The sequence below is a fragment of the Bradyrhizobium macuxiense genome, assembly GCF_007993935.1.
Lineage (GTDB): Bacteria > Pseudomonadota > Alphaproteobacteria > Rhizobiales > Xanthobacteraceae > Bradyrhizobium > Bradyrhizobium macuxiense_A.
Genome location: NZ_VITY01000002.1, coordinates 267,706 through 288,532, shown reverse-complemented (window position 1 = coordinate 288,532; position 20,827 = coordinate 267,706). Strand labels below are relative to the sequence as shown.

Below are 20,827 nucleotides of genomic sequence, written 5' to 3'. Positions count from 1 at the left end.
GTCGAGACAAGCCCGGCAGTGGATACCGGGCGTGCGCTGGATGATCAGGGACGGCTCGGTTCGGCCAATGTGACCTGATGTCTCGCTCGGGGAACACAGACAATCAGCGTCAGCATGCCGATTCCGAGTACGGCGCCGACGAGGGCGAGCGGTGCATAGATGCTCCCGGTCGCGACATTCATCCAGCCGATCAGGGCAGGGCAGACCGCGCCACCGAACGAGCCGATCGCGCTGATCAATGCGATCCCGCCCGCGGCGGCGCTGCCCTCGAGCATCGCGTTCGGAATGGTCCAGAACAGCGACAGGATCGCGAAAATGCCGACCGAGGCAATGGCAAGCAGCGTCACGGTCAGCAGGATGCTGCTTTGCGCGGTCTGCAAGGCGATGAAGCACGCCGCCGCGACGAGGCCGCAAGTGACCACATGCCAGCGCCGCTCGCGGGTGCGATCGGAGCTGTAGCCGATCGCGACCATGCCGATCGCAGATGCGACCGAGATCGCGCCGCTCAGCCAGCCGATCTCGGTGGTGGTCGCGACGCCAACGCGCTTCAGCAGTGTCGGCGTCCACAGCAGGATGGTGTTGAGCGAGCAGAAGAACGCGAAATAGATGAACGACAGCAGATAGACGCGCGGCTCGCGCAGCGCTGCCGCGAAGCTGCGGGTCGTGCCCGGGGCGGCGGCGCGGTCGCGGGCGAGATCATTTGCCACCTGCCGTCGCTCGTCGGCGCTGAGCCAGCGCGCAGCATGCGGTCCATCAGCGAGATAGAGATACGCGGCGATGCCGAGCAGCACCGCGGGAACGCCCTCGAGGACGAACAGCCACTGCCAGCCGTGCAGGCCGTGGACGCCCTGCATGTGGTCCATGATCAGGCCCGACAACGGGCCTGCGATGACGCCGCCGAGCGGCACCGCCATCACGAACAGGCTCGTCATGCGGCCGCGCACGCGGTCCGGAAACCACAGCGTCAGGTAATACAGGATGCCGGGGAAGAATCCGCCCTCGGCGGCGCCGAGCAGGAAGCGCAGCAGATAAAGGTGATACTGGTTCTGCACCAGCGCCAGCAGCACGGTGACGGTGCCCCACAGCACCATGATCCGCAGCAGCGTCTTGCGGACGCCGATCCTGACCAGCAGCAGATTGCTCGGCACTTCGAGCGCGACATACCCGACCGAGAAGATGCCGGCAGCCAGCCCGAACACCGCGTCATCGATGTTCAGATCGTGCAGGAATTGCAGCTTGGCAAAGCCGATATTGAAGCGATCGATGATCGCAACCGTGTAGCACGCCAGCAGGAACGGGATCAGGCGCCAGGCGATCCGTCCATAGAGCCGCGAATGGGCCGCGTCCTGCATCGAAACCTCCGAATGACTCTTTTTGATTGTTGCGCAAATGGCATCGCCGCGAGGGAACTGGGCTCCCTCGCCCCGCTCTTACGGGGTGAGGGGCTGCTTCCGCATAGACGGAGAGAGTTGAGCCTGCGGAGGCTCCCCCTCACCCGGAATGCATCTGGCGATGCATTCCGGCCTCTCCCCGCAGGCGGGGCGAGGCGAGGTGGAGCCTTTGCTCAGATCAAAATGCGCGCCGCTAGCTCGCCTTTGCGCTCGCCGGAAATTCCAGCATCGCTTCACCGGCGGCGACCGTCTCGCCGCGCTGGTTCTGCACGGCGACGTCGACCAGCACCCAGCGCGATTTCGACGTGGTCTGCTTGGCCTTGATGGTGCCTGCGGGACGGATGGTGTCGCCGGGCTTCACCGGCTTCAGCCAGCGCGTCTCGAGCCTGCGATGGATCGCGCCCGCAGGAAGCGCCCAGTCGGTCAGCATGCGCGAGATCAGGCCGAAATTGTTCATGCCGTGCAAGATGATGCCGCCGAAATTGGTCTTGCCGAAATCGCCCTTCATGTAGTCGTCGTCGAGATGCAGCGGGTTGTAGTCGAGCGAGGCATCGCAGAACAGGCGGATCGATTCGCGCGAGACCGCGAAAACGGGACCGTCGATGGTGTCGCCGGCCTTGAGAGCATCGAAATTCGCTGAGGTCATGGTGATCCTCCTTACATCGGACGGATGGTCTGGCCGCGACCCGAGCAGATCACATCGCCATGCTGGTTGAAGAAGACGTTGTCGTGCACCACGAACAGCCGCTCGCGCTTGATGAACTTGTCGAGCGCGCGGGCCTGCAGGGTGATGGTGTCGCCGGGGCGGGCGGGGATGTTGTAGCTCCAGGACTGCCCGGCATTGACAGTGCCCGGCGAGCGCATCCAGTCGTCGGCCGGCGTGCAGGCGAACATCAGCAGAATATGGATCGCGGGCGGCGCGACCAGCCCGCCATAGGGTCCGGCCTTGGCGGCCGCTTCGTCCAGATAGAGCGGATTGGTTTCGCCGACCGCGCGGCAGTACAGCGCGATCGCCTCCTGCGTCAGCTTGTAGGGCAGCGTCTTGCGCGGCTCTCCGGGGACGATGTCGTCCCACATCTTGCGCAGCTTCGCGTCCTTCCAGAAATCGGTCTCGAACGGGGTGGCCGCAGAACTTTCTGCTTGCGCCATCGTGTATCCTCCTGCTATGAGTTCGCCAGGCGAACAATTAATTCGCTGTATGAATTGACGCTAGCGCGGTCGAGTGCCCCTGACAAGCGGGCAGGGCCGCGTCATGTGCAGGCAGCCATGCGGCTTGCGATGTCATGAGCAGAACCAAAATCTCCCGCAGAGCCTTGAGCAAAACGCGATGAGCAAAGAGAGTGACGGCTTCGTGCGCGCGATCGCGCGTGGCTTCTCGATCATCGAGGCGCTCGGCAAGCCGCCGGGGCGTCACACGCTGGCGGAGGCCGCCGATACCGCCGGCCTCAACCGCGCCACCGCGCGCCGCATCCTCGCGACCCTGGTGGCGCTGAAATACTGCGCTTCCGACGGACGATATTTCAGCCTGCGGCCGCGCGCGCTCGGGCTCGGCCTGTCCTATCTCAACGCGCTGCCCTATTGGGGCCACGCGCAGCGTGCGCTGGAAAATCTGCGCAACGAGATCGGCGAGTCCTGCGCGATGGCGGTGCTCGACGAGGACGAGATCGTCTATGCGCTACGCCTGCCGGCGCGGCGGATTCTTTCCGCCAATCTCGGCGTCGGCAGTCGGCTGCCGGCGCATCTGGTGTCGCTCGGCCGCGTCATGCTCGCGGCGCTGCCGCCCGGCACCCGCGAAGCCTATCTTGCGACCGGCGGCTTCAAGCAGGTCACGCCGCGCACGGTGACCGATCCGGAGCGGCTCGGTGAACTGCTGCTGCGGGTCGAGAGCGACGGCTATGCCTGGGTCGACGGTGAGCTCGATCCCGCGATCTGCGGCATCGCGGTGCCGCTGCGCGATCCGGCAGGCTCCGTGGTCGCGGCGCTCAGCGTCAACACGATCTCGGGCACGGTCAGCGAGGCCGGCGCGCGCAAGAAATTCCTGCTGCCGCTGCGCCGCACCGCGCAGGAGATCCGCAGCCAGATGCTGACGTCGGGCTAGCTCGCCAGGCCGTTGTCTCCGATCGCGTTGCCTGCTTAGATCAGGCCGCCGAGCCCCGCCTGTGATGTAATGGGGCATTCGGAACGCCGTGTCCGGATTTCAGCTGGAGCGATTGCCATGACCAAAATGGTTCTCACGCTGCTCGCGTCCGCCGCGCTCTGCGCGTCACTGCCGCACCGGGCGAATGCCGAGCTTGATGTCGCAAGGCTGAAGAGCGCGATCGAGAAGTCGGTCGAGGCCGACTATCCGAAACTCGATGCGCTCTACAAGGATATTCACGCCCATCCTGAAATCGCATTTCAGGAGGAGAAGACCGCGGCCAAGCTGGCTGCCGAAATGCGGGCGCTTGGCTTCGAGGTGACGGAGCATATAGGCAAGACCGGGCTGGTCGCGATCTACAGGAATGGCGAGGGCCCCACCATCATGGTGCGGACCGAGCTCGATGCGCTGCCGATGGAGGAAAAGACCGGGCTTCCCTATGCCAGCCACGACAAGACGACCTGGCAGGGACGCGAAACCTTCGTGGCCCACAGCTGCGGCCACGACGTCCACATGGCAAGTTGGGTGGGGACGGCCAAGACGCTGGTCGGCCTGAAAGACCAGTGGCACGGCACGCTGATGTTCATCGCCCAGCCGGCAGAGGAAATCGTCTCGGGCGCCAAGGCCATGCTGGCGGATGGCCTGTTCACGCGATTTCCAAAGCCGAATGTCGGTTTCGCCTTGCATGATGGCCCGTTCGCCTATGGAACGGTGCGCTATCGCGTCGGCATCGGCTCATCCGCCGCCGATGGCCTCTATATCAAATTCCGTGGCCGCGGCGGACACGGTGCGGTGCCGCAGGCGACGATTGACCCCGTGATGATGGCTGCGCGCTTTGTCGTCGATGTCCAGAGCGTGATCAGCCGCGAAAAGGACCCGACCGAATTTGGCGTCGTCAGCATTGGCTCAATTCACGGTGGCACCGCGTCAAACATCATTCCTGACGACGTGGTGCTGTTCGGCACCATTCGCACCTTCAAGCCTGAGGTGCGCGCCAAGATGCTTGCCGGCATCGAGCGGACGGCAAAGGCGGTCGCGGCCATGTCGAATGCGCCGGAGCCGGAGATTTCGATCACCGAGGGGACCAAGGCCGTGATCAACGATCCCAACGTGGTCGGCACCGCGGAAAGGGTGCTGAAGGCGGCGTTTGGCGACAAGTTCGAGCCGTCACCGCCGGGCACGCCCAGCGAGGATTATTCGGAATTCGTCAGCGCCGGGGTGCCCTCGATGTTCTTCAATATCGGCATCTATGAGCCGGAGCGCGTCGCCGCCGCCCGCGAAGGCCGCGGCCCGCCGCTGCCGTCCAACCACTCGCCGTTGTTCGCGCCGGTGCCGGAGCCGACGATCAAGACCGGTGTTGCGGCCATGACGCTTGCGGTGCTGAGCGCGTTCGACCGGCAGGCTCCGGAGAAATAGCCGTCTGTGGTGGCCGGGCACGCACAAGACACCGCGCCAGAACTCGCAGATCAATTGCTTACCTTGCTGGAGGAGTCCCGTGGAAGACCCGATCCGCGCCCCTTTCTACCACGACGGAATGCGTGAGTTGCAGGACCGCTTGGACGGTCGTCGCGTCGCCGACGGTCTCGAGAAGCATCGTCTCCACTTCGAATTCTGGGAGCAGGATCGCAAGCTCATCGAAGAGACACGGTTCTTTTTCATCGCGACGAGCTATCAGGACAACGTCGATTGTTCGATGCGATCCGGCGATCCAGGCTTCGTGAGGATCACCGGGCCCGATACGCTCGAGTACCCCGAGTACGACGGCAACAACATGTACCGCACGCTCGGCAATATTCACCGCAACCCGAATGTCGGCTTGCTGTTCGTCCGCCTCGACGGCAAGACGTTTCGCACGCGGATCCGAGGCAAGGCGACGATCGACGACAGCGCGGACGCGCTTGCCCGGCATCATGGCGCGAAAGTCGTCGTCCGCGTCAAATGCGAAATCTTTCCGAATTGCCCGCGCTACATTCCTGACCTGATGGGCGCTTCAGCTGATGTGCCGGCGAATCCGTTCGTTCCCCGGCCCGGTTACGAGCCGCCCGCGCCGGAATGGAAGAGCCGGGATTACCTCAAGGACGTGCTTTCGAAATACGATCCGCATCGGAAAGGCGAGGCATAGCGATCAAGGTAGCGGTGCCATGTAGGGGATGCTGGCGACCAGCGCGAACACCTGGACCGCATTGCACAGCATGCCGCCCCAATGCAGCCCGCGCAGCCGCCGCACCGCGGTCGGATCGCCCGAGTCTCGCGCATCCGCCTCGGCATCGAGCCGGCGCAGAAACCAGCGGCGTGCCAGCACCGCGAATGCCGCGATCAGGGCGATACCGAGCGCAGTAGCCGGCCGGCCAGCGGCGGCTAAGGCGAGCGCTCCGATCACACCGGCTGTCGCCAGCACCAGGAAGTAGGCGTTGAACATGCCGCGCAGCAGGCGCGTGACCGACGGGATGTCGAGCTTCACAAGCAGGAACGCCGGCGCCGCCAGCAGGAAGTAGCCCATCGGCACCAGCAGGATGATGGTGGAAAACAGGACCGCCTGATCCGGCGTCATGCAGCCGCCCCTTCTTTGCAGGTGGGAGGATTTTGGTGCGGAAACTTCAGGTAGTATTCGCGCGAGAGTTTTCCGGCACTATTAGGCTTTGGTCGGGTGCGATCGTATCAGCCCCGGCCTCGGCCGGCTCGCGCAAAGTCACGCGATGCCGTGTCCGGGGACCATGTCGTATCCCGTTTGCGAATGCGGGCCCCAGCCGGCGGCATGTCACATCTGTTTGGGTGGACCGGCTCTTGCATGCTAGAGGTGACTTACGTTCAACCTCCGAGGCCAGAATTCTCATGCCCATCGTCAACCGCGTCGCCGATCTGCAACCCGATATCCAGGCCTGGCGCCGCAACATCCATGAAAACCCCGAGCTGCTCTATGATGTGCATCGCACTGCATCATTCGTGGCGGACCGGCTGCGGGAATTCGGCTGCGACGAGGTGGTGACCGGGCTCGGCCAGACCGGCGTGGTCGGGGTCATCAAGGGCAAGAAGGGCGCGGCCAGGGGCGACGTCAAGGTGATCGGCCTGCGCGCCGACATGGATGCGCTGCCGATCCATGAGGAAACCAACCTGCCTTATGCCTCGAAGACGCCGGGCAAGATGCACGCCTGCGGCCATGACGGCCACACCGCGATGCTGCTCGGCGCGGCGCGCTATCTCGCCGAGACGCGTAATTTCGCCGGCGATGCGGTCGTGATCTTCCAGCCGGCCGAGGAGGGTGGGGCTGGCGCTGCCGCCATGATCAAGGACGGCTTGATGGACCGCTTCGGCGTCCAGCAGGTCTACGGCATGCACAACGGTCCGGGGATTCCGATCGGCTCGTTCGCGATCCGCTCCGGCCCGATCATGGCGTCCACCGACGAGGTCAACATCAACATCGAGGGGCTCGGCGGCCACGCCGCGCGGCCGCACAAATGCATCGATTCGGTGATGGTCGGTGCGCAGCTGATCACCGCGCTGCAGTCGATCGTGTCGCGCAGCGTCGATCCGCTGGATTCCGCCGTGATCTCGATCTGCGAATTCCACGCCGGCAATGCCCGCAACGTGATTCCGCAGACCGCGGTATTGCGCGGCACTGTGCGCACGCTGACCCCGGAGGTCCGGCAATTGATCGAGAAGCGCATCGGCGAAGTGGTCAAGGGCGTCGCCCAGCTGACCGGCGCGCGGATCGAGCTCGACTACAAGCGCGGCTATCCCGTCACCGTCAACCATGCCTCGCAGACCGAATTCGCGACCCGCATCGCCAAGGAAGTGGCCGGCGACGGCAACGTGCATACGATGCCGCCGCTGATGGGCGGCGAGGATTTCTCGTACATGCTGGAAGCGCGGCCCGGCGCCTTCATCTTCTGCGGCAACGGCGACAGCGCCGGCCTGCACCACCCCGCCTACAATTTCAACGACGAGGCGATCGTCTACGGTACGTCGTATTTCGTGAAGATCGTGGAGGACGCGCTGGCGGCGTGATCCTCGTTGGCAGCGTTGTAAGTCCAACCGTGATTGCGAGCGAGGCGAAGCAATCCATCTATCCGCGTGCGCGGCACGATGGATTGCTTCGTCGCTTCGCTCCTCGCAATGACGAACTAGACTACCTCACGCATCCCATCTGACCGGCAGCGTCACCGGGCCGCGGAACACCCAGCCGCGGACGACGGGCGGCACCTCGGCGCGGAGGCGCAGATTGCGCAGGCGATCGAACAGCATCGGCGCCACGATCTTGCCGACGGTGAGCCGTGATACCCAGGTGCCTGCGCAGAAATGCGGCCCGGCGCCGAACGCCAGATGCGATTGCTTCGGCCGCATCACGTCAAAACGGTCGGGCTCAGCGAAGCGATTGCCATCGCGGTTCGCCGCGCCGATGCAGAGGCCGATCTGAAGGTCCTCGGGCAGCGTGGTGCCGGAAAGATCGACATCGCGGGTGACGCGGCGCGGATACATGCCGATCGGCGAGATCCAGCGCACCGCTTCCTCGAGCGCAGTCGGCCATAGCTCCGGCTTGGCCAGCACGCTGTGCTTCTGCGTCGGGTCTTGCAGGAGGCCGAGCACGAGGGTCAGGATCGCATCGCGCGGTTCGTTCAGTCCGCCGCCGATGATCACCTTGATGTTGGCGCGGATGCCCTCGATCGGCATCGGCGGATCGGCGTTGACCATCGAGGACAGGATCGAGGGGTTCGGTTTGCTGCGGTGATCGTCGAGTACCGCGTCGATCGCGGCATCGACATCGGCGCTCGCCTGCATCGCCTTGCGCTCGACCCCGGCATCGGCGGCGTAATTGCCGGCGCCGTCGATCAGTGCCTGCGACCAGTCGGCCAGGGTCTGCCACGGCATCTCGCGAAACCCGATCATCGCCATCAGGCTGAGCGAGGCCATCGGCGCGGCCAGCGCGGCGAACAGGTCGGCCTCATCGGCCGCGGACAAATCATCGATCAGCGCTTGCGCGATGGCGGTGAATTTCGGTGCCCAATGCTCTTTGATCGTGGCCGGGCGGAACGACGGCTCGATCGCCTTGCGGCCGATCGCGTGCTCGGCGCCGTCCTTGCGCATGAAGGTCGGCCCCATCACCTTGTTGACCAGCGAGGCCGGATTGTCGGCCGAATAGGTCGCGGGATCGCGCTCGATCCGTACGATGTCGTCGAAGCGCGTCACCAGCGTCAGCTTCGCGGGCTCGACATAGACCGCCGGGGCCAGCTCGCGCAGGCGGCGGAAGATCGGATAGGGGTCGTCGAGCAGATCCTGATACGCGATGTCGGTGACGACAGGCACGGCGCTGGTCATTGGTCCTCCCGGAGCGCTTTTTGCGAAAGCTAGCGCCAATGGGCGTGATCACTCAATTCGATGGGATCGATATAGGTCATCGAAATATTCCATGACCTTATGCTAGGCTGGGCGCCGACAAATGCGGGAGGCGCTGCGTGGCGGCCAATTCCACCATCGATCCGATCGACATCGGGACCTTGCGGACGCTGGTGCTGGTCTACGACCTGCAGTCGTTCTCCGCGGCCGCCAAGCGCCTCGACGTCAACCAGTCCACCATCAGCTATGCGATCGAGCGGCTGCGCGGCGCACTGCGTGATCCGCTGTTCGTCCGCAACGGCAATGGCGTGACGGCGACCGAGCGCTGCGCCGCGCTGGCCGGCTGGGCGCGGGACATGATCGGCGAGATCGACGGGCTCGCCTCGCCGGTCGAGTTCGACCCCGTGACGGCGCAGGGGACCGTGACGATCTCCTGCAACTATCACGAACGTCAGACCCTGATGCCGCAGTTCACCGCGCGGCTGCGGGCCGGCGCGCCACAGGTCCGTCTCGTCCTGCTCGATGCCGCGGGCCATGGCGACGTCCATCTCAAGCAGAACCAGTGCGACATCGTGCTGGGTCCGGTCGGGGTCGTCGGCGAAAGCGTCTTCAGGCGCCACATCCTCACCGATCACTATGTCTGCGTGATGGACCCGGCCAACCCGCTGGCGCGCGGCCGGATCGCGCTGTCGGCCTACGCCAAGGCCGAGCATGTCTTCATCACCCATAGCGGCGAGTGGCAGCCGCTCTATCTGGAGGCGCTGAAGGCAAAGCAGATCGAGATCGAGCCGGCGGTCAGCCTGCCGAACCACGACAGCCTGGAACGCATCGTCGCCGGCACAAGCCTGGTCGCGACCATCCCGCATCATCTGGCGCGGGCGATGCGCGGCGGCCTGCATGTCGCTGCGCTGCCGTTCCGCGTGCCGATCTCGATCGACATGTACTGGAGCGCAAGGACGGCCAAGTCGGGCCTGCACAAATGGGCGCGCGGCCTGTTGGCCGAGGTCGCCAGGGTCTATGCCGACTGAGTGCGCTTCCATCCTGTCCGTCATTGCGAGCGAAGCGAAGCAATCCATCTCACCGCTTGCGGAGGCGTGGATTGCTTCGTCGCTTCGTTCCTCGCAATGACGGCCGAAAGCAAAAGGCCCGCACCTGAGGTGCGGGCCCTTGTGTCCGGCGCGGTGTCGCGCCGAAGCCGTGGCGGCATCAGAACACGTGGTAGAACACGTAGTACAGAATGCCCGAGAGGATCATCGCGGCCGGCAGGGTCAGCACCCAGGCCATCGCGATGTTGCGGATCGTCGCCCATTGCAGGCCGGAGCCGTTGGCGGCCATGGTGCCCGCGATGCCTGACGACAGCACGTGCGTGGTCGAGACCGGCAGGCCGTAGCCGTCGGCCGCGGCGATCGTCGCGGCCGCGGTGATCTCGGCGCAGGCGCCCTGCGCATAGGTCAGGTGGGTCTTGCCGATCTTCTCGCCGACGGTGACGACGATGCGCTTCCAGCCGACCATGGTGCCGAGGCCGAGCGCGATCGCGACGGCGAACTTCACCCAGCTCGGGATGAACTTCGTCGCGGCATCGAGCGAGCCCTTGTACTCGTTCAGGGTGGCGACGTCGGCAGCGGTTAGTTCGGCTTCCTTGTCCTTCATCAGGAAACGGATCGCCTCGGACGCCAGGTACATGTCGTTACGGGTGTTGCCGACCGCATCGGCCGGGAACTTGGCCAGCGATCCATACTGGGCAACCTGCTTGCCGATGTCGTTCACCAGCACCGCGAGCGACGGGAAGGTGCCTTCGTTGATCTGGTGCTGCGCGACATAGTTGGTCACGGCCGGGCGCGGATTGCCGAGCACGTTGTAACCGGCGGCCTTGCCTTCGATGACCTTGCTGGCCGCGGTCGAGCGCGCGGCGAACTGCTCGATCTGGCTTGCGGGCAGCGCGCGGTTCAGCGCGTAGGCAGTCGGCACGGTGCCGATCAGGATCAGCATGATCAGGCCCATGCCCTTCTGGCCGTCATTCGAGCCGTGGAAGAAGCTGACCAGCGTACAGGTCAGGATCAGGATGCCGCGGATCCACCACGGCGGCGGCTGGTCGCCAACCGGTTCGCCGAACAGCGCGGGCGTCGCGCGCTGGAGGACGATCTTGAGGACGTAGAGCAGACCGGCGGCGAGCGCGAAGCCGAACAGCGGCGACAGCAGCAGCGCCTTGGCGATGTTGGTCGCCTGCGACCAGTCCACGCCCGAGGTGCCGTCACGGCCGCGCAGCAGCGCGTTGGTGATGCCGACGCCCATGATCGAACCGATCAGGGTGTGCGAGCTCGAGGCCGGCAGGCCGAGCCACCAGGTGCCGAGATTCCAGATGATGGCGGCGATCAGGAGCGCGAACACCATCGCAAAGCCGGCGCTGGAGCCGACCTGCAGGATCAGTTCGACCGGAAGCAGCGACACGATGCCGAACGCGACGGCGCCGCTCGAGAGCAGCACGCCGAACAGGTTGAACATGCCCGACCACACCACGGCGACATGCGCCGGCAGCGAACGGGTGTAGATCACGGTGGCGACCGCGTTGGCGGTGTCGTGGAAGCCGTTGACGAATTCGAAGCCGAGCGCGATCAGCAGCGCAACGAACAGCATGATGTAGGGCAGGAACGAGGTGACGCGCGTGCCGGTGGCGTCGACGTCGGAATAGATGCTGTAGGCAACGAACAGCAGCGCGGCCGCGACCACGCCCAAATAAATGATCCCCGTCATGGGGTGGAAGCCCTTGTCGAGGTCCGGACCCTTTTTCAAGGCGGGCTCGATCGAGCCGGGTAACGCCATATCGCTCATGGTAAACTCCTGTCCCAATGCCTCCGATTTTGATCGATGCATATGACAAGCAATTGAAATCCGCCCCGCGAAATGAGGCGGCCGGCCAAGACGGTGGACATCGCGCCGAATTGTTGTGCAACGCATTGAAGGGCAACGGGCCTTCGCGGCCTCGTGGCAATCTCCAGCAACAAAGGTCAGCAATGACGATGGAGATGCCTTGCGTTCATTTCGCAGGGCAAGACTTTGTGCAGTGAGATCACACTGTGTGCCGTGAGGTCACACCCACCGTGTGCGGCTAAGGTCACAGCGGCCGCGAGACCACGACGGCAGGTCTGAACAAGATTTCTGTCGACCGGAAATCCGGCGGCGTCGCGAGTGAGGGGCGTCGCAGGCGAAGAAGGTGCTGTGGGAGGGGCGCGGGTGCGGGGAGGAATGAGAGGCAGGATGGGAGATGAGGTGGCGCGCCGCACGATCGGGGCTAGCAAACCGCGCAGCGCGCCCGCCTCAGGGTACGTCATGGCGTGAACATGACGCCCGATACCTGCGGAACACGTCACAGTACCACGGATCAATTAAAGGTTGTAGGTATTTGTCTGCGTCCAGAACAATTTCACGTTGAAAGCGTGTGGCTCCGGTTCCACAGATTTTGTGGAACTCAGGCCGCGCGGGCTGAATTGCGCAACTGATCTGCGGCGATTTTCAGGTCGTCGATAAAGCGCTGATATTCCAGCGCCTTGGCTTTCTCGTCGGGCAGCCGCAGCAGATAGGACGGGTGCACGGTGACAAGCACCTTGGTTCCGTCGTGATCGATCAGGCGGCCACGGTTCTTGTTGATCGGGGTGATCTTGCCGAGCACGCTCTGCGCTGCGGTGGCGCCGAGCGCCACCACGAGTTCCGGCTTGATGGCGGCGAGCTCGCGTTCGTACCACTGCCGGCAGGCGCGGATCTCCGGCGTGTTCGGCTTCTGGTGCAGCCGGACCTTGCCGCGCGGTACGAATTTGAAGTGCTTCACCGCGTTGGTGATGTAGACGCTGGCGCGATCGATGCCGGCGTCCTCAAGCGCGCGATCGAGCATCTGCCCGGCCGGTCCGACGAAGGGATGGCCGGCGAGATCCTCCTTGTCGCCGGGCTGCTCGCCGACCAGCATCAGTGTCGCGTTCTGCGGTCCCTCGCCGAACACGGTCTGGGTTGCGTCCTTCCATAGCGGGCAGGCGCGGCAATCGGCGGCCTCGTCGCGCAGGGCAGCGATGGCGTCGCGCGCCTGCGCATCCTGAGTTTGCTTGCGGGCCATCGGCGGATCCTGTGGCTTCCGCGGCTCCGCCGCCTTGCGGGCGATGAAGGGGTCGCTGGTCATGCGCATGGCGTCTTCGATCAGCGGCTTAATGATCGAGTCTTCGGGCAGGTTCCTCCAATAGGCCTGCGGCATCTCCATCACCTTCAGCCGCGCGGGATTGAAGAGGCCGTTGTCATGACGCCGCCAGGCCTCCTCGAGCCGGTCCTCGGACGGCACCTCGGATTTGGCGACGCCCGGCGTGATCGAGATCGCGTGCCCGTCCCAATGTGCTGACACGTCGGGGGTCAGGATCGACCACGGCATGTCGGCGAAGCGGCCGGCGAAGAAAGGTGCGGCGAGCTCGACGATGCGATGCTCCGGCTCGAACCAGGCGACGTAATGTGCCGTCCGCTCGCGGCCGATTTCGCGAAAGCGGAGATGCGTGTGCATCCGGTCGATGTCGCAATAGACCGCGCGCGCCATGGCGTGGACCTCGGCGACATCGGGATCATCAGTCGCGCTAAGCAGGTCGTGATGGCTGCGCAGCCGCCACAGCAGGCGATAGAGCAGGGCGAAGCGCTCGTCATTGCGATGCAGGATTGCGGCCTTTGCGAGCTCGACGAATATGGCGGGGACGTTGAACTGCGCCTGCGGCGCGTCAGGCAGTTCATTCACGCAGGATGCTGACGACAATTCGTCATCGCGGCGAATGGTCCAGGCGACCTCCGCAGGCTTCACGTCATTCAACGCCAATCGCCGCGCTGCCCTGCGCCAGCCCTCGAAATCGGTGTCGTTGTCGAGCACGATGATACGCATGCGATTGCTCCGTTTCCGTCACGCCGCCTTTTTCGGGCCAGCGCGCCTGACTTGCGGAAGATCACGGCCCATCCGGTTCGTCTGGGTCTGAATCCCATTGATTCCATTCATGAATCACTGAGCTCACCAATCCGATTGACTCCGCGGGCCCTGTTAGCTTTATATTAGAACATACCATGAACAAATGGGCCAGTCCCTGGTTCTCTGTTCTGGTCAGTGACGGCCTCAAATTTTGATTGAGAAGGAGCGGCGCATCATGAACGGCGCACGCACGGGTACGCTTGCGTCTCTGCGCGGCAGCATCGCGCGCATCGAGGCGCCATCGGATGCGGCGATGCCGAACCGCATCGCGCTCGGTCATGCCGGCGCGGACGCGATGTTGCGCGGCGGGCTTGCGCCGGCCGTGCTGCACGAGGTGTTCGCGGCCAGCCATCAGGGCGGCGCTGCGACCGGGTTCATCGCGGGGCTCGCCGGACGGATATCAGCGCGCAAGCCGCTGGTCTGGGTGCGGCAGGATTTCTCCGATCGCGAGAACGGCGCGCTGTCGATGCGCGGGCTCGCCGAGCTCGGCCTCGATCCGCGCCTCCTGGTCACGGTGCGCGCCGCCGATGTCGACAGCGGCCTGCGCACCGCGGCCGACGCGCTCGCCTGCGATGCGCTCGGCGCCGTCGTGCTCGAGATCTGGGGCCAGGCGCGCCAGCTCGATCTCGTCGCCAGCCGCAAATTGACCCTGGCCGCGCAAGCCTCCGGCGTCACCGCGCTAGTGCTGCGGATCGCGGCAACGCCAATTCCCTCGACCGCGGAAACGCGCTGGATCGTGCGCGCAGCGCATTCGCCGCCCGGCAATGCCGCGAGCCCTTGGGGCGCGCCGCGCGTCGAGGCCGAACTCGTGCGCAATCGTCATGGCCCGGTCGGGCGATGGATCATGGAATGGAAATGTGATGAGTGCCAATTCAGTGAACCGTCGGCGTATCCTCAGCCTGTGGCTGCCACGCCTGCCCATCGACCGCATCAAGCGCAAGCTCGCGCAGGACACCGCCTCGCAAGCTGAGACGCGGGAAGTGGATGAACCTTCGTGTGAGGTGAGCACATCGGCAGGGCTCTCTCCCCCCTTGCGGGGGAGAGTTGGAGAGAGGGGTGGCCACGAGCACCGCCCGAGCGGCTTACCCCTCTCCCTAACCCTCCCCCGCAAGGGGGGAGGGAACCCATCCGTCCATGCATCCCTTACGAACGAGGCGAAGCAAGCGGAACTCCCCAGCGTCGTGGTCGCAAAAGACCACAACGCGATCCTGCTCCATGCCGTCGACGAGGCCGCGGTGCGGGCCGGGCTGTCGATCGGGCTGCCGCTCGCCAATGCGCGGGCGATCTGCCCGGAGCTTACGGTCTACGACGCCGATCCCGCCGCCGATCTGAAGACGCTGAACGATATCGCCGACTGGTGCGACCGCTTCACGCCGCTGGTCGCGCTCGACGCACCCTATGGATTGTTCCTCGACATCACCGGCTGCGCGCACCTGTTCGGCGGCGAGCGCGCGCTGCTGCAGATCGTGACCAATGCGCTGAGCCGGCGCGGCTTTGCGGTCAGCGCGGCGATTGCCGGCACCTCGATCGCGGCGCGCACGCTGACGCGCCACGTCTCGGGCAAGATCGTCGTCGATGGCACAGAGGCGCAGGCGGTCGGCCCGCTGCCGGTGTCGGCGCTCGGCGCAGATAGCGCTGTGACCACCGGCCTTCGCCGCGCCGGCTTGAAGACCATCGGCGATGTCGCCGCGCGCGCGCCGCATGAGATCTCGGCGCGGTTCGGCGCGGCCTTCACCGCCTTGCTCAGCCACGCGCTCGGGCAGGGCGATGCCCCGATCAGCCCGCGCAAGCCGCTGCCCGATTACATCGTCGAGAAGCGTTTCCCCGAACCGATCGCGACCGACACCGTGATCGCGCTGACGCTGTCGAGCCTCGCCAAAATGCTGGTTGCGGCGATGGACAAGCAGGGCAAGGGCGCGCGGCAATTGGAAGCTAGCTTCTTCCGCACCGACGGTGCGGTGCGCGCGATCATGGTCGAGACCGGGCGTCCGGTGACGCGGCCCGAGATGATCGACCGCCTGTTCCGCGAGCGGCTTGATGCGCTCAACGATCCGCTCGATCCCGGCTTCGGCTTCGATCTCATTCGCCTTGCCGCAGGGCGTACCGAGATCGTGGTGCAGCAGCAGCGCGACCTCGACACCACCGTGCACGACAATGACGAGATCTCGGCGCTGATCGACCGCATTGCCGCCCGCATCGGCGGCAAACGCGTCGTCGTGCATCTGCCGCTGGAGAGCCATATCCCCGAGCGCGCGGCGCTCGCGCTGCCGGCGCAGCATCATCTGGCCGCCGCCAGCGCCGCCGCCTGGCCGGAGCGCGTCACCGGCGAGCCGCCGCTGCGGCCGCTCAGGCTGTTCGAGCGGCCCGAGCCGATCAAGGTGCCGTTCGCGAGTGTGCCGGACGGTCCGCCGCATCAATTCACCTGGCGGCGTGCCTTGCATGCGGTGGTGCGGGTCGAGGGTCCCGAGCGCATCGCGATGGAATGGTGGAAGCAGGACGGCGCGGCGCTGACGCGCGACTATTTCCGCGTCGAGGATGCCGAGGGCCAGCGCTTCTGGATCTTTCGCGACGGGCTCTATGAGAACGAGCTGCGGGACGAAGAGGGGAAGTCCGTTCCGGCCAACTGGTATGTGCACGGGCTGTTCGCATGACGATGCCAGCGCTCGATTATGCCGAGATCGGCATCACCAGCAATTTCTCCTTCCTGCGCGGCGGCTCCGATCCGCGCGCCTATGTGCATCAGGCGAGCGAACTCGGAATCCCCGTGATCGGGATCGCCGATCACAACACGCTGGCCGGCGTGGTGCGCGCCTGGAAGGAGCTCGACAGCGAGAAGGTCGCCCATCCGTCCAAGTTCCTGGTCGGCGCCCGCATCGTCTTCATCGACGGCACGCCCGATATCCTGGTCTATCCGCGCGACCGCGCCGCCTACGGCCGGCTGTGCCAATTGCTGACCCGCGGCAAGCGCGGTGCTGGCATCGAGCGCGTCGAGAAGGGTGATTGCCGTCTCACTTTGCCTGATCTCGTCGATTTCGCCGAAGGTCAGCTTTTGGTGCTGACGCTGCCGCATCGTTTCGAGACTGATGACGCGCTCGGCGTGCTCGCGCAACTGAAGGCCAGCGCCGCCGACGGTGTCTGGCTTGCCGCAAGCCTGCTCTATCGCGGCGACGACAGGCGCCGTCTCGCACGGCTGCATGGCCTCGCCACCGATGCCGGTGTGCCGCTGCTCGCCACCAACGAGGTGCTCTATCACCATCCTGCGCGCCGCCCGCTGCAGGATGTGCTGACCTGCATCCGCGAAAAGACCACGATCGAGGCTGTCGGCCGCAGGCTCGAGGCCAATGCCGAGCGGCATCTCAAGCCGGCGCATGAAATGATCAGGCTGTTTCGCGATCTGCCGGACGCGATCACGGAGACCATGCGCTTCGCCAAACGCATCTCGTTCTCGCTCGACCAGCTCAAATACCAGTATCCCGATGAGCCGGTGCCGCCGGGCAAGACCGCGCAGCAGCATCTCGAGGACCTGACCTGGGCCGGCGTCGACAAATATTTCGGCGGCGAGATCGACGAAAAACTTCGCGCCACCTTGAACAAGGAGCTCGCGCTGATCGCCGAGCTGAAATACGCGCATTACTTCCTCACCGTGCACGACATCGTGCGCTATGCGCGCAGCCAGAACATCCTGTGCCAGGGGCGCGGCTCGGCGGCGAATTCGGCAGTGTGCTACGTGCTCGGCGTCACCTCGGTCGATCCGACCAAGGTCGATCTGTTGTTCGAGCGCTTCATTTCCAAGGAGCGGCTGGAGCCGCCGGACATCGACGTCGATTTCGAGCATTCGCGGCGCGAGGAGGTGATGCAATATGTCTATCGCCGCTACGGCCGCCACCGCGCTGCCATCATCGCCACCATCATCCATTATCGCCCGCGCAGCGCGATCCGCGACGTCGGCAAGGCGCTCGGGCTGACCGAGGACGTCACCGCGGCGCTCGCCGACACCGTGTGGGGCAGCTGGGGCAAGGGCCTCAACGACATGCAGGTGCGGCAGGCCGGGCTCGATCCAAAGAATGCGATGATCAACCTCGCGGTCGAGCTCGCCACCGAACTGATCGAATTTCCACGCCATCTCTCGCAACATGTCGGCGGCTATGTGCTGACCCAGGACCGGCTCGACACCTATGTGCCGATCGGCAACGCTGCGATGGACGACCGCACCTTCATCGAATGGGACAAGGACGACGTCGACGCGCTGCATATGATGAAGGTCGACGTGCTTGCGCTCGGCATGCTGACCTGCATCCGCAAATGTTTCGACCTGATCGATGACCACAAGGGCGAGCGCTGGGAGCTCGCCTCGGTCCCGCAGGACGACAAAAAAGTCTACGACATGCTGTGTCGCGGCGAGTCGCTCGGCGTGTTCCAGGTCGAGAGCCGGGCGCAAATGAATATGCTGCCGCGTTTGAAGCCGCGCACTTTCTACGATCTCGTCATCGAGGTTGCGATCGTACGCCCCGGGCCGATCCAGGGCGACATGGTGCATCCGTATTTGCGGCGGCGGAATGGTGTCGAGAAGGAAAGCTATCCATCGCCGGCGCCCGAGCACGGCCCGCCGGATGAACTCCACAATGTCCTGCACAAGACGCTCGGCGTGCCGCTATTCCAGGAGCAGGCGATGCGGATCGCGATCGAGGCGGCAAAGTTCACCTCCGAAGAGGCCAACGGCCTGCGCCGCTCGATGGCGACCTTCCGCAACGTCGGTACCATCGGCAGCTATGAAGAGAAGCTGGTCGGCAACATGGTGGCGCGCGGTTACGATCCGGACTTCGCCCGCAGCTGCTTCGACCAGATCAAGGGGTTTGGCAGTTACGGCTTCCCGGAAAGCCACGCCGCGAGCTTCGCGCAGCTTGTCTACATCTCCTCATGGCTGAAGCACTATCATCCCGATGCGTTCTGCTGCGGCTTGCTCAACTCGCAGCCGATGGGCTTTTATGCCCCGGCGCAGATCGTCGGCGACGCCCGCAAGAACGGCGTCACGGTGCGCGAGGTCGATGTCTCCTTCAGCTTTGCGCAGAACACGCTGGAGGAGCAGGTCGGCGATCACTGCGCGGTGCGGCTCGGCTTCCGCCAGATCGACGGGTTTCATTGGCTGGATGAGGACGAGGAGAGGTTGAAGTCCCTCCAGTCGTCATTCCGGGGCACGCGAAGCGTAGATGTTTATGAGTCAGGAAGGCACGAACGGATGGGCTCTCTCCCCCCTTGCGGGGGAGAGTTGGAGAGAGGGGTAAGCCACGACCACCGCCCGTGCGGCTTACCCCTCTCCCTAACCTCGAGAGCGAGCTTTGCTCGCCTCGGACCCCGCAAGGGGGGAGGGAACCCGCCCACCTCCCGCGCGGCCTTGGACGGAGATGAGCTCGACTGGGCCGACCGCATCGTCGCCGCGCGCAACCGCCGGCCGTTCGCCTCGCTGGAGGATTTCGCCCGCGATACCGCTCTGCCCAAGCGCGCGCTGATCCTGCTCGCCGATGCCGATGCGTTCCGCTCGCTCGGGCTCGACCGCCGCGAGGCGCTGTGGGCGGTGCGGCGGCTGCCCGACGACGTGCCGCTGCCGCTGTTCGAGGCCGCGACCGCGCGCGAGCAGCCGGATGAGGGCGCAGAACCGCTGCCGGAGATGCCGCGCCCCGAGCAGGTGGTCGCCGACTATCAGACCATCCGCCTGTCGCTGAAGGGCCACCCGATGGAATTCCTGCGCGAGATGTTCACCAAAGAGCGCGTCGTCGCCTGCAACAGCATCAATCAAGGCAACGACCGCCGCCGCGTCCGTTGCGCCGGCGTGGTGCTGGTGCGGCAGCGGCCGGGCAGCGCCAAGGGCGTCGTGTTCATGACGCTGGAGGACGAGACCGGCATCGCCAACATCGTGGTGTGGCCGAAGGTGATGGAGCAGTACCGCAAGGAGGTGATGGGCGCGCGCCTGATCCTGGTCGAGGGCTATATCCAGAGCAGCCCGGAGGGCGTGACGCATCTGGTGGCGCAGCGCATGACCGACCGCTCCCACGATCTGATCGGCCTCGCCAATGAGCCCCTCGCCAGCAAGCACCCGGTGCCGGCGGGCCCGGCCTTGATCGAGCCGCTCAACGACGACCGCCGCGATCACGGCGACAACTCGCCGCAAAGGATCCGCCACCCCCGCAACGTCCGCATCCTGCCGCCGTCACGCGATTTCCATTGAGGGGATCACCAGAATTGTAGGGCGGATTAGCCGAAGGCGTAATCCGCCGTTCAGTTCAACCGACGTGAAAGCTCATGCCGAATTATCGTCGCGCATTCATCCCCGGTGGTTGTTGGTTCTTTACGGTCAACCTGCTGGACCGGCGACAAACCTTGCTCGTAGATCACATTGCGGAATTGCGCAACGCCGTTGCGGCGACACGCCGGGATTATGCCTTCACGATCGACGCATTCGTCATCCTGCCCGATCATCTGCACGCGGTCTGGACTTTGCCGCCCGGCGACACCGATTTCTCGACGCGCTGGCGACTGGTCAAGAACCGCTTCGCAAGAGCCCTTCCAAGACATGAAAAGCTCAGCGACGTTCGCACCGCCCGCAACGAACGCGGAATTTGGCAACGTCGGTTCTGGGAGCACCTGATCCGTGACGAGACTGATTACGTGCGTCACATCGAGTATTGCTACATCAATCCGCTGAAGCATCGTCATGTCGCGCGGGTGTGTGACTGGCCGCACTCGTCGTTTCATCGCGACGTCCGCGCAGGAGTGTTCCCGGACGACTGGGGTGGTGACGTCGCGATGAGCGGTGACTTCGGCGAACGGCAATGATCCCCGAGGGAATGGCGGATTACGCCTTCGGCTAATCCGCCCTACGATCCTTCTACCCGGTTCGAGATGCGCGACCTCGATATCCGCCGTCCTCACGCGATTTTCATTGTCGCCGCGCGGATACTGCGCTGCACATCGATCGCTGCCGTCTTGTGC

16 protein-coding genes are annotated in these 20,827 nt (G+C 64.9%); 9 read left to right on the top strand and 7 right to left on the bottom strand.

Annotated elements, in window-relative coordinates:
* Positions 1 to 44: 44 nt before the first annotated feature.
* From FBZ93_RS05525 to FBZ93_RS05515, 3 genes are all read right to left on the bottom strand, one after another.
* Complete coding sequence (locus tag FBZ93_RS05525; protein ID WP_146984945.1) at positions 45 to 1,352, bottom strand: MFS transporter; 1,308 nt, start codon at positions 1,350 to 1,352, stop codon at positions 45 to 47.
* A gap of 232 nt (positions 1,353 to 1,584) precedes the next feature.
* Positions 1,585 to 2,037: a MaoC family dehydratase gene (locus FBZ93_RS05520; protein ID WP_146984944.1), complete on the bottom strand. Its 453-nt coding sequence runs from the start codon at positions 2,035 to 2,037 to the stop codon at positions 1,585 to 1,587.
* A gap of 11 nt (positions 2,038 to 2,048) precedes the next feature.
* Positions 2,049 to 2,540 carry a MaoC family dehydratase gene (locus FBZ93_RS05515; protein ID WP_146984943.1) on the bottom strand — a complete coding sequence of 164 codons (492 nt, stop codon included), beginning with the start codon at positions 2,538 to 2,540 and terminating at the stop codon, positions 2,049 to 2,051.
* Positions 2,541 to 2,718: 178 nt separating this feature from the next.
* On the opposite strand from FBZ93_RS05515, the gene FBZ93_RS05510 reads away from it, so the two are divergent.
* The 3 genes from FBZ93_RS05510 to FBZ93_RS05500 all read left to right on the top strand — a co-directional run bounded on the left by FBZ93_RS05510 (position 2,719) and on the right by FBZ93_RS05500 (position 5,650).
* Entirely contained in the window at positions 2,719 to 3,489 is a 771-nt protein-coding gene (locus FBZ93_RS05510) for an IclR family transcriptional regulator domain-containing protein (RefSeq protein ID WP_050420144.1), read from the top strand.
* A 117-nt stretch (positions 3,490 to 3,606) separates the two neighbouring features.
* Positions 3,607 to 4,944 carry an amidohydrolase gene (locus FBZ93_RS05505; protein WP_146984942.1) on the top strand — a complete coding sequence of 446 codons (1,338 nt, stop codon included), beginning with the start codon at positions 3,607 to 3,609 and terminating at the stop codon, positions 4,942 to 4,944.
* Between the two features lie 79 nt (positions 4,945 to 5,023).
* The gene (locus tag FBZ93_RS05500) at positions 5,024 to 5,650 is read left to right on the top strand and encodes a pyridoxamine 5'-phosphate oxidase family protein (protein ID WP_146984941.1); all 627 of its coding nucleotides are present in this window, start codon (positions 5,024 to 5,026) and stop codon (positions 5,648 to 5,650) included.
* A 3-nt stretch (positions 5,651 to 5,653) separates the two neighbouring features.
* On the opposite strand, the gene FBZ93_RS05495 is transcribed toward FBZ93_RS05500, so the two are convergent.
* Positions 5,654 to 6,079 (bottom strand): hypothetical protein, encoded by a 426-nt coding sequence (locus FBZ93_RS05495; RefSeq protein WP_146984940.1) that lies wholly within the window; start codon positions 6,077 to 6,079, stop codon positions 5,654 to 5,656.
* A gap of 281 nt (positions 6,080 to 6,360) precedes the next feature.
* Here FBZ93_RS05495 and FBZ93_RS05490 point away from each other — a divergent pair, with 281 nt between their 5' ends.
* Positions 6,361 to 7,533, top strand: a complete 1,173-nt coding sequence (locus tag FBZ93_RS05490; protein ID WP_146984939.1) for a M20 aminoacylase family protein — start codon at positions 6,361 to 6,363, stop codon at positions 7,531 to 7,533.
* A gap of 126 nt (positions 7,534 to 7,659) precedes the next feature.
* On the opposite strand, the gene FBZ93_RS05485 is transcribed toward FBZ93_RS05490, so the two are convergent.
* Positions 7,660 to 8,841, bottom strand: a complete 1,182-nt coding sequence (locus FBZ93_RS05485) for a cytochrome P450 (RefSeq protein ID WP_146984938.1) — start codon at positions 8,839 to 8,841, stop codon at positions 7,660 to 7,662.
* Positions 8,842 to 8,978: 137 nt separating this feature from the next.
* Between FBZ93_RS05485 and FBZ93_RS05480 the strand changes: the two genes are divergently transcribed.
* The gene (locus tag FBZ93_RS05480; RefSeq protein ID WP_146984937.1) at positions 8,979 to 9,887 is read left to right on the top strand and encodes a LysR family transcriptional regulator; all 909 of its coding nucleotides are present in this window, start codon (positions 8,979 to 8,981) and stop codon (positions 9,885 to 9,887) included.
* A 178-nt stretch (positions 9,888 to 10,065) separates the two neighbouring features.
* On the opposite strand, the gene FBZ93_RS05475 is transcribed toward FBZ93_RS05480, so the two are convergent.
* Both FBZ93_RS05475 and FBZ93_RS05470 read right to left on the bottom strand, forming a co-directional pair.
* Positions 10,066 to 11,688 carry an inorganic phosphate transporter gene (locus FBZ93_RS05475; RefSeq protein WP_146984936.1) on the bottom strand — a complete coding sequence of 541 codons (1,623 nt, stop codon included), beginning with the start codon at positions 11,686 to 11,688 and terminating at the stop codon, positions 10,066 to 10,068.
* A 637-nt stretch (positions 11,689 to 12,325) separates the two neighbouring features.
* Positions 12,326 to 13,759 (bottom strand): UdgX family uracil-DNA binding protein, encoded by a 1,434-nt coding sequence (locus FBZ93_RS05470; protein ID WP_146984935.1) that lies wholly within the window; start codon positions 13,757 to 13,759, stop codon positions 12,326 to 12,328.
* Positions 13,760 to 14,015: 256 nt separating this feature from the next.
* Here FBZ93_RS05470 and FBZ93_RS05465 point away from each other — a divergent pair, with 256 nt between their 5' ends.
* The 4 genes from FBZ93_RS05465 to FBZ93_RS05450 all read left to right on the top strand — a co-directional run bounded on the left by FBZ93_RS05465 (position 14,016) and on the right by FBZ93_RS05450 (position 20,671).
* Positions 14,016 to 14,810 carry an ImuA family protein gene (locus FBZ93_RS05465; RefSeq protein ID WP_146984934.1) on the top strand — a complete coding sequence of 265 codons (795 nt, stop codon included), beginning with the start codon at positions 14,016 to 14,018 and terminating at the stop codon, positions 14,808 to 14,810.
* 61 nt (positions 14,811 to 14,871) lie between these two features.
* A complete protein-coding gene (locus FBZ93_RS05460; RefSeq protein WP_433995387.1) occupies positions 14,872 to 16,491 on the top strand; it encodes a Y-family DNA polymerase in 1,620 nt (539 codons plus the stop codon).
* On the top strand, positions 16,488 to 20,063 hold the full coding sequence (locus FBZ93_RS05455; RefSeq protein ID WP_146984932.1) for an error-prone DNA polymerase: 3,576 nt from the start codon (positions 16,488 to 16,490) through the stop codon (positions 20,061 to 20,063). The genes FBZ93_RS05460 and FBZ93_RS05455 overlap by 4 nt, the downstream gene beginning before the upstream one ends.
* A 74-nt stretch (positions 20,064 to 20,137) precedes the next feature.
* Positions 20,138 to 20,671, top strand: coding sequence for an REP-associated tyrosine transposase (locus tag FBZ93_RS05450; RefSeq protein WP_146984931.1), 534 nt, complete (start codon positions 20,138 to 20,140; stop codon positions 20,669 to 20,671).
* The last annotated feature ends 156 nt before the right edge of the window (positions 20,672 to 20,827 follow it).

Excerpts from the sequence above, each read along its gene's own strand:
- FBZ93_RS05525 (WP_146984945.1), bottom strand. The coding sequence starts at position 1,352 with ATGCAGGACGCGGCCCATTCGCGGCTCTATGGACGGATCGCCTGGCGC.
- FBZ93_RS05520 (WP_146984944.1), bottom strand. The coding sequence starts at position 2,037 with ATGACCTCAGCGAATTTCGATGCTCTCAAGGCCGGCGACACCATCGAC.
- FBZ93_RS05515 (WP_146984943.1), bottom strand. The coding sequence starts at position 2,540 with ATGGCGCAAGCAGAAAGTTCTGCGGCCACCCCGTTCGAGACCGATTTC.
- FBZ93_RS05510 (WP_050420144.1), top strand. The coding sequence starts at position 2,719 with ATGAGCAAAGAGAGTGACGGCTTCGTGCGCGCGATCGCGCGTGGCTTC.
- FBZ93_RS05505 (WP_146984942.1), top strand. The coding sequence starts at position 3,607 with ATGACCAAAATGGTTCTCACGCTGCTCGCGTCCGCCGCGCTCTGCGCG.
- FBZ93_RS05495 (WP_146984940.1), bottom strand. The coding sequence starts at position 6,079 with ATGACGCCGGATCAGGCGGTCCTGTTTTCCACCATCATCCTGCTGGTG.
- FBZ93_RS05490 (WP_146984939.1), top strand. The coding sequence starts at position 6,361 with ATGCCCATCGTCAACCGCGTCGCCGATCTGCAACCCGATATCCAGGCC.
- FBZ93_RS05485 (WP_146984938.1), bottom strand. The coding sequence starts at position 8,841 with ATGACCAGCGCCGTGCCTGTCGTCACCGACATCGCGTATCAGGATCTG.
- FBZ93_RS05475 (WP_146984936.1), bottom strand. The coding sequence starts at position 11,688 with ATGAGCGATATGGCGTTACCCGGCTCGATCGAGCCCGCCTTGAAAAAG.
- FBZ93_RS05470 (WP_146984935.1), bottom strand. The coding sequence starts at position 13,759 with ATGCGTATCATCGTGCTCGACAACGACACCGATTTCGAGGGCTGGCGC.
- FBZ93_RS05465 (WP_146984934.1), top strand. The coding sequence starts at position 14,016 with ATGAACGGCGCACGCACGGGTACGCTTGCGTCTCTGCGCGGCAGCATC.
- FBZ93_RS05455 (WP_146984932.1), top strand. The coding sequence starts at position 16,488 with ATGACGATGCCAGCGCTCGATTATGCCGAGATCGGCATCACCAGCAAT.
- FBZ93_RS05450 (WP_146984931.1), top strand. The coding sequence starts at position 20,138 with ATGCCGAATTATCGTCGCGCATTCATCCCCGGTGGTTGTTGGTTCTTT.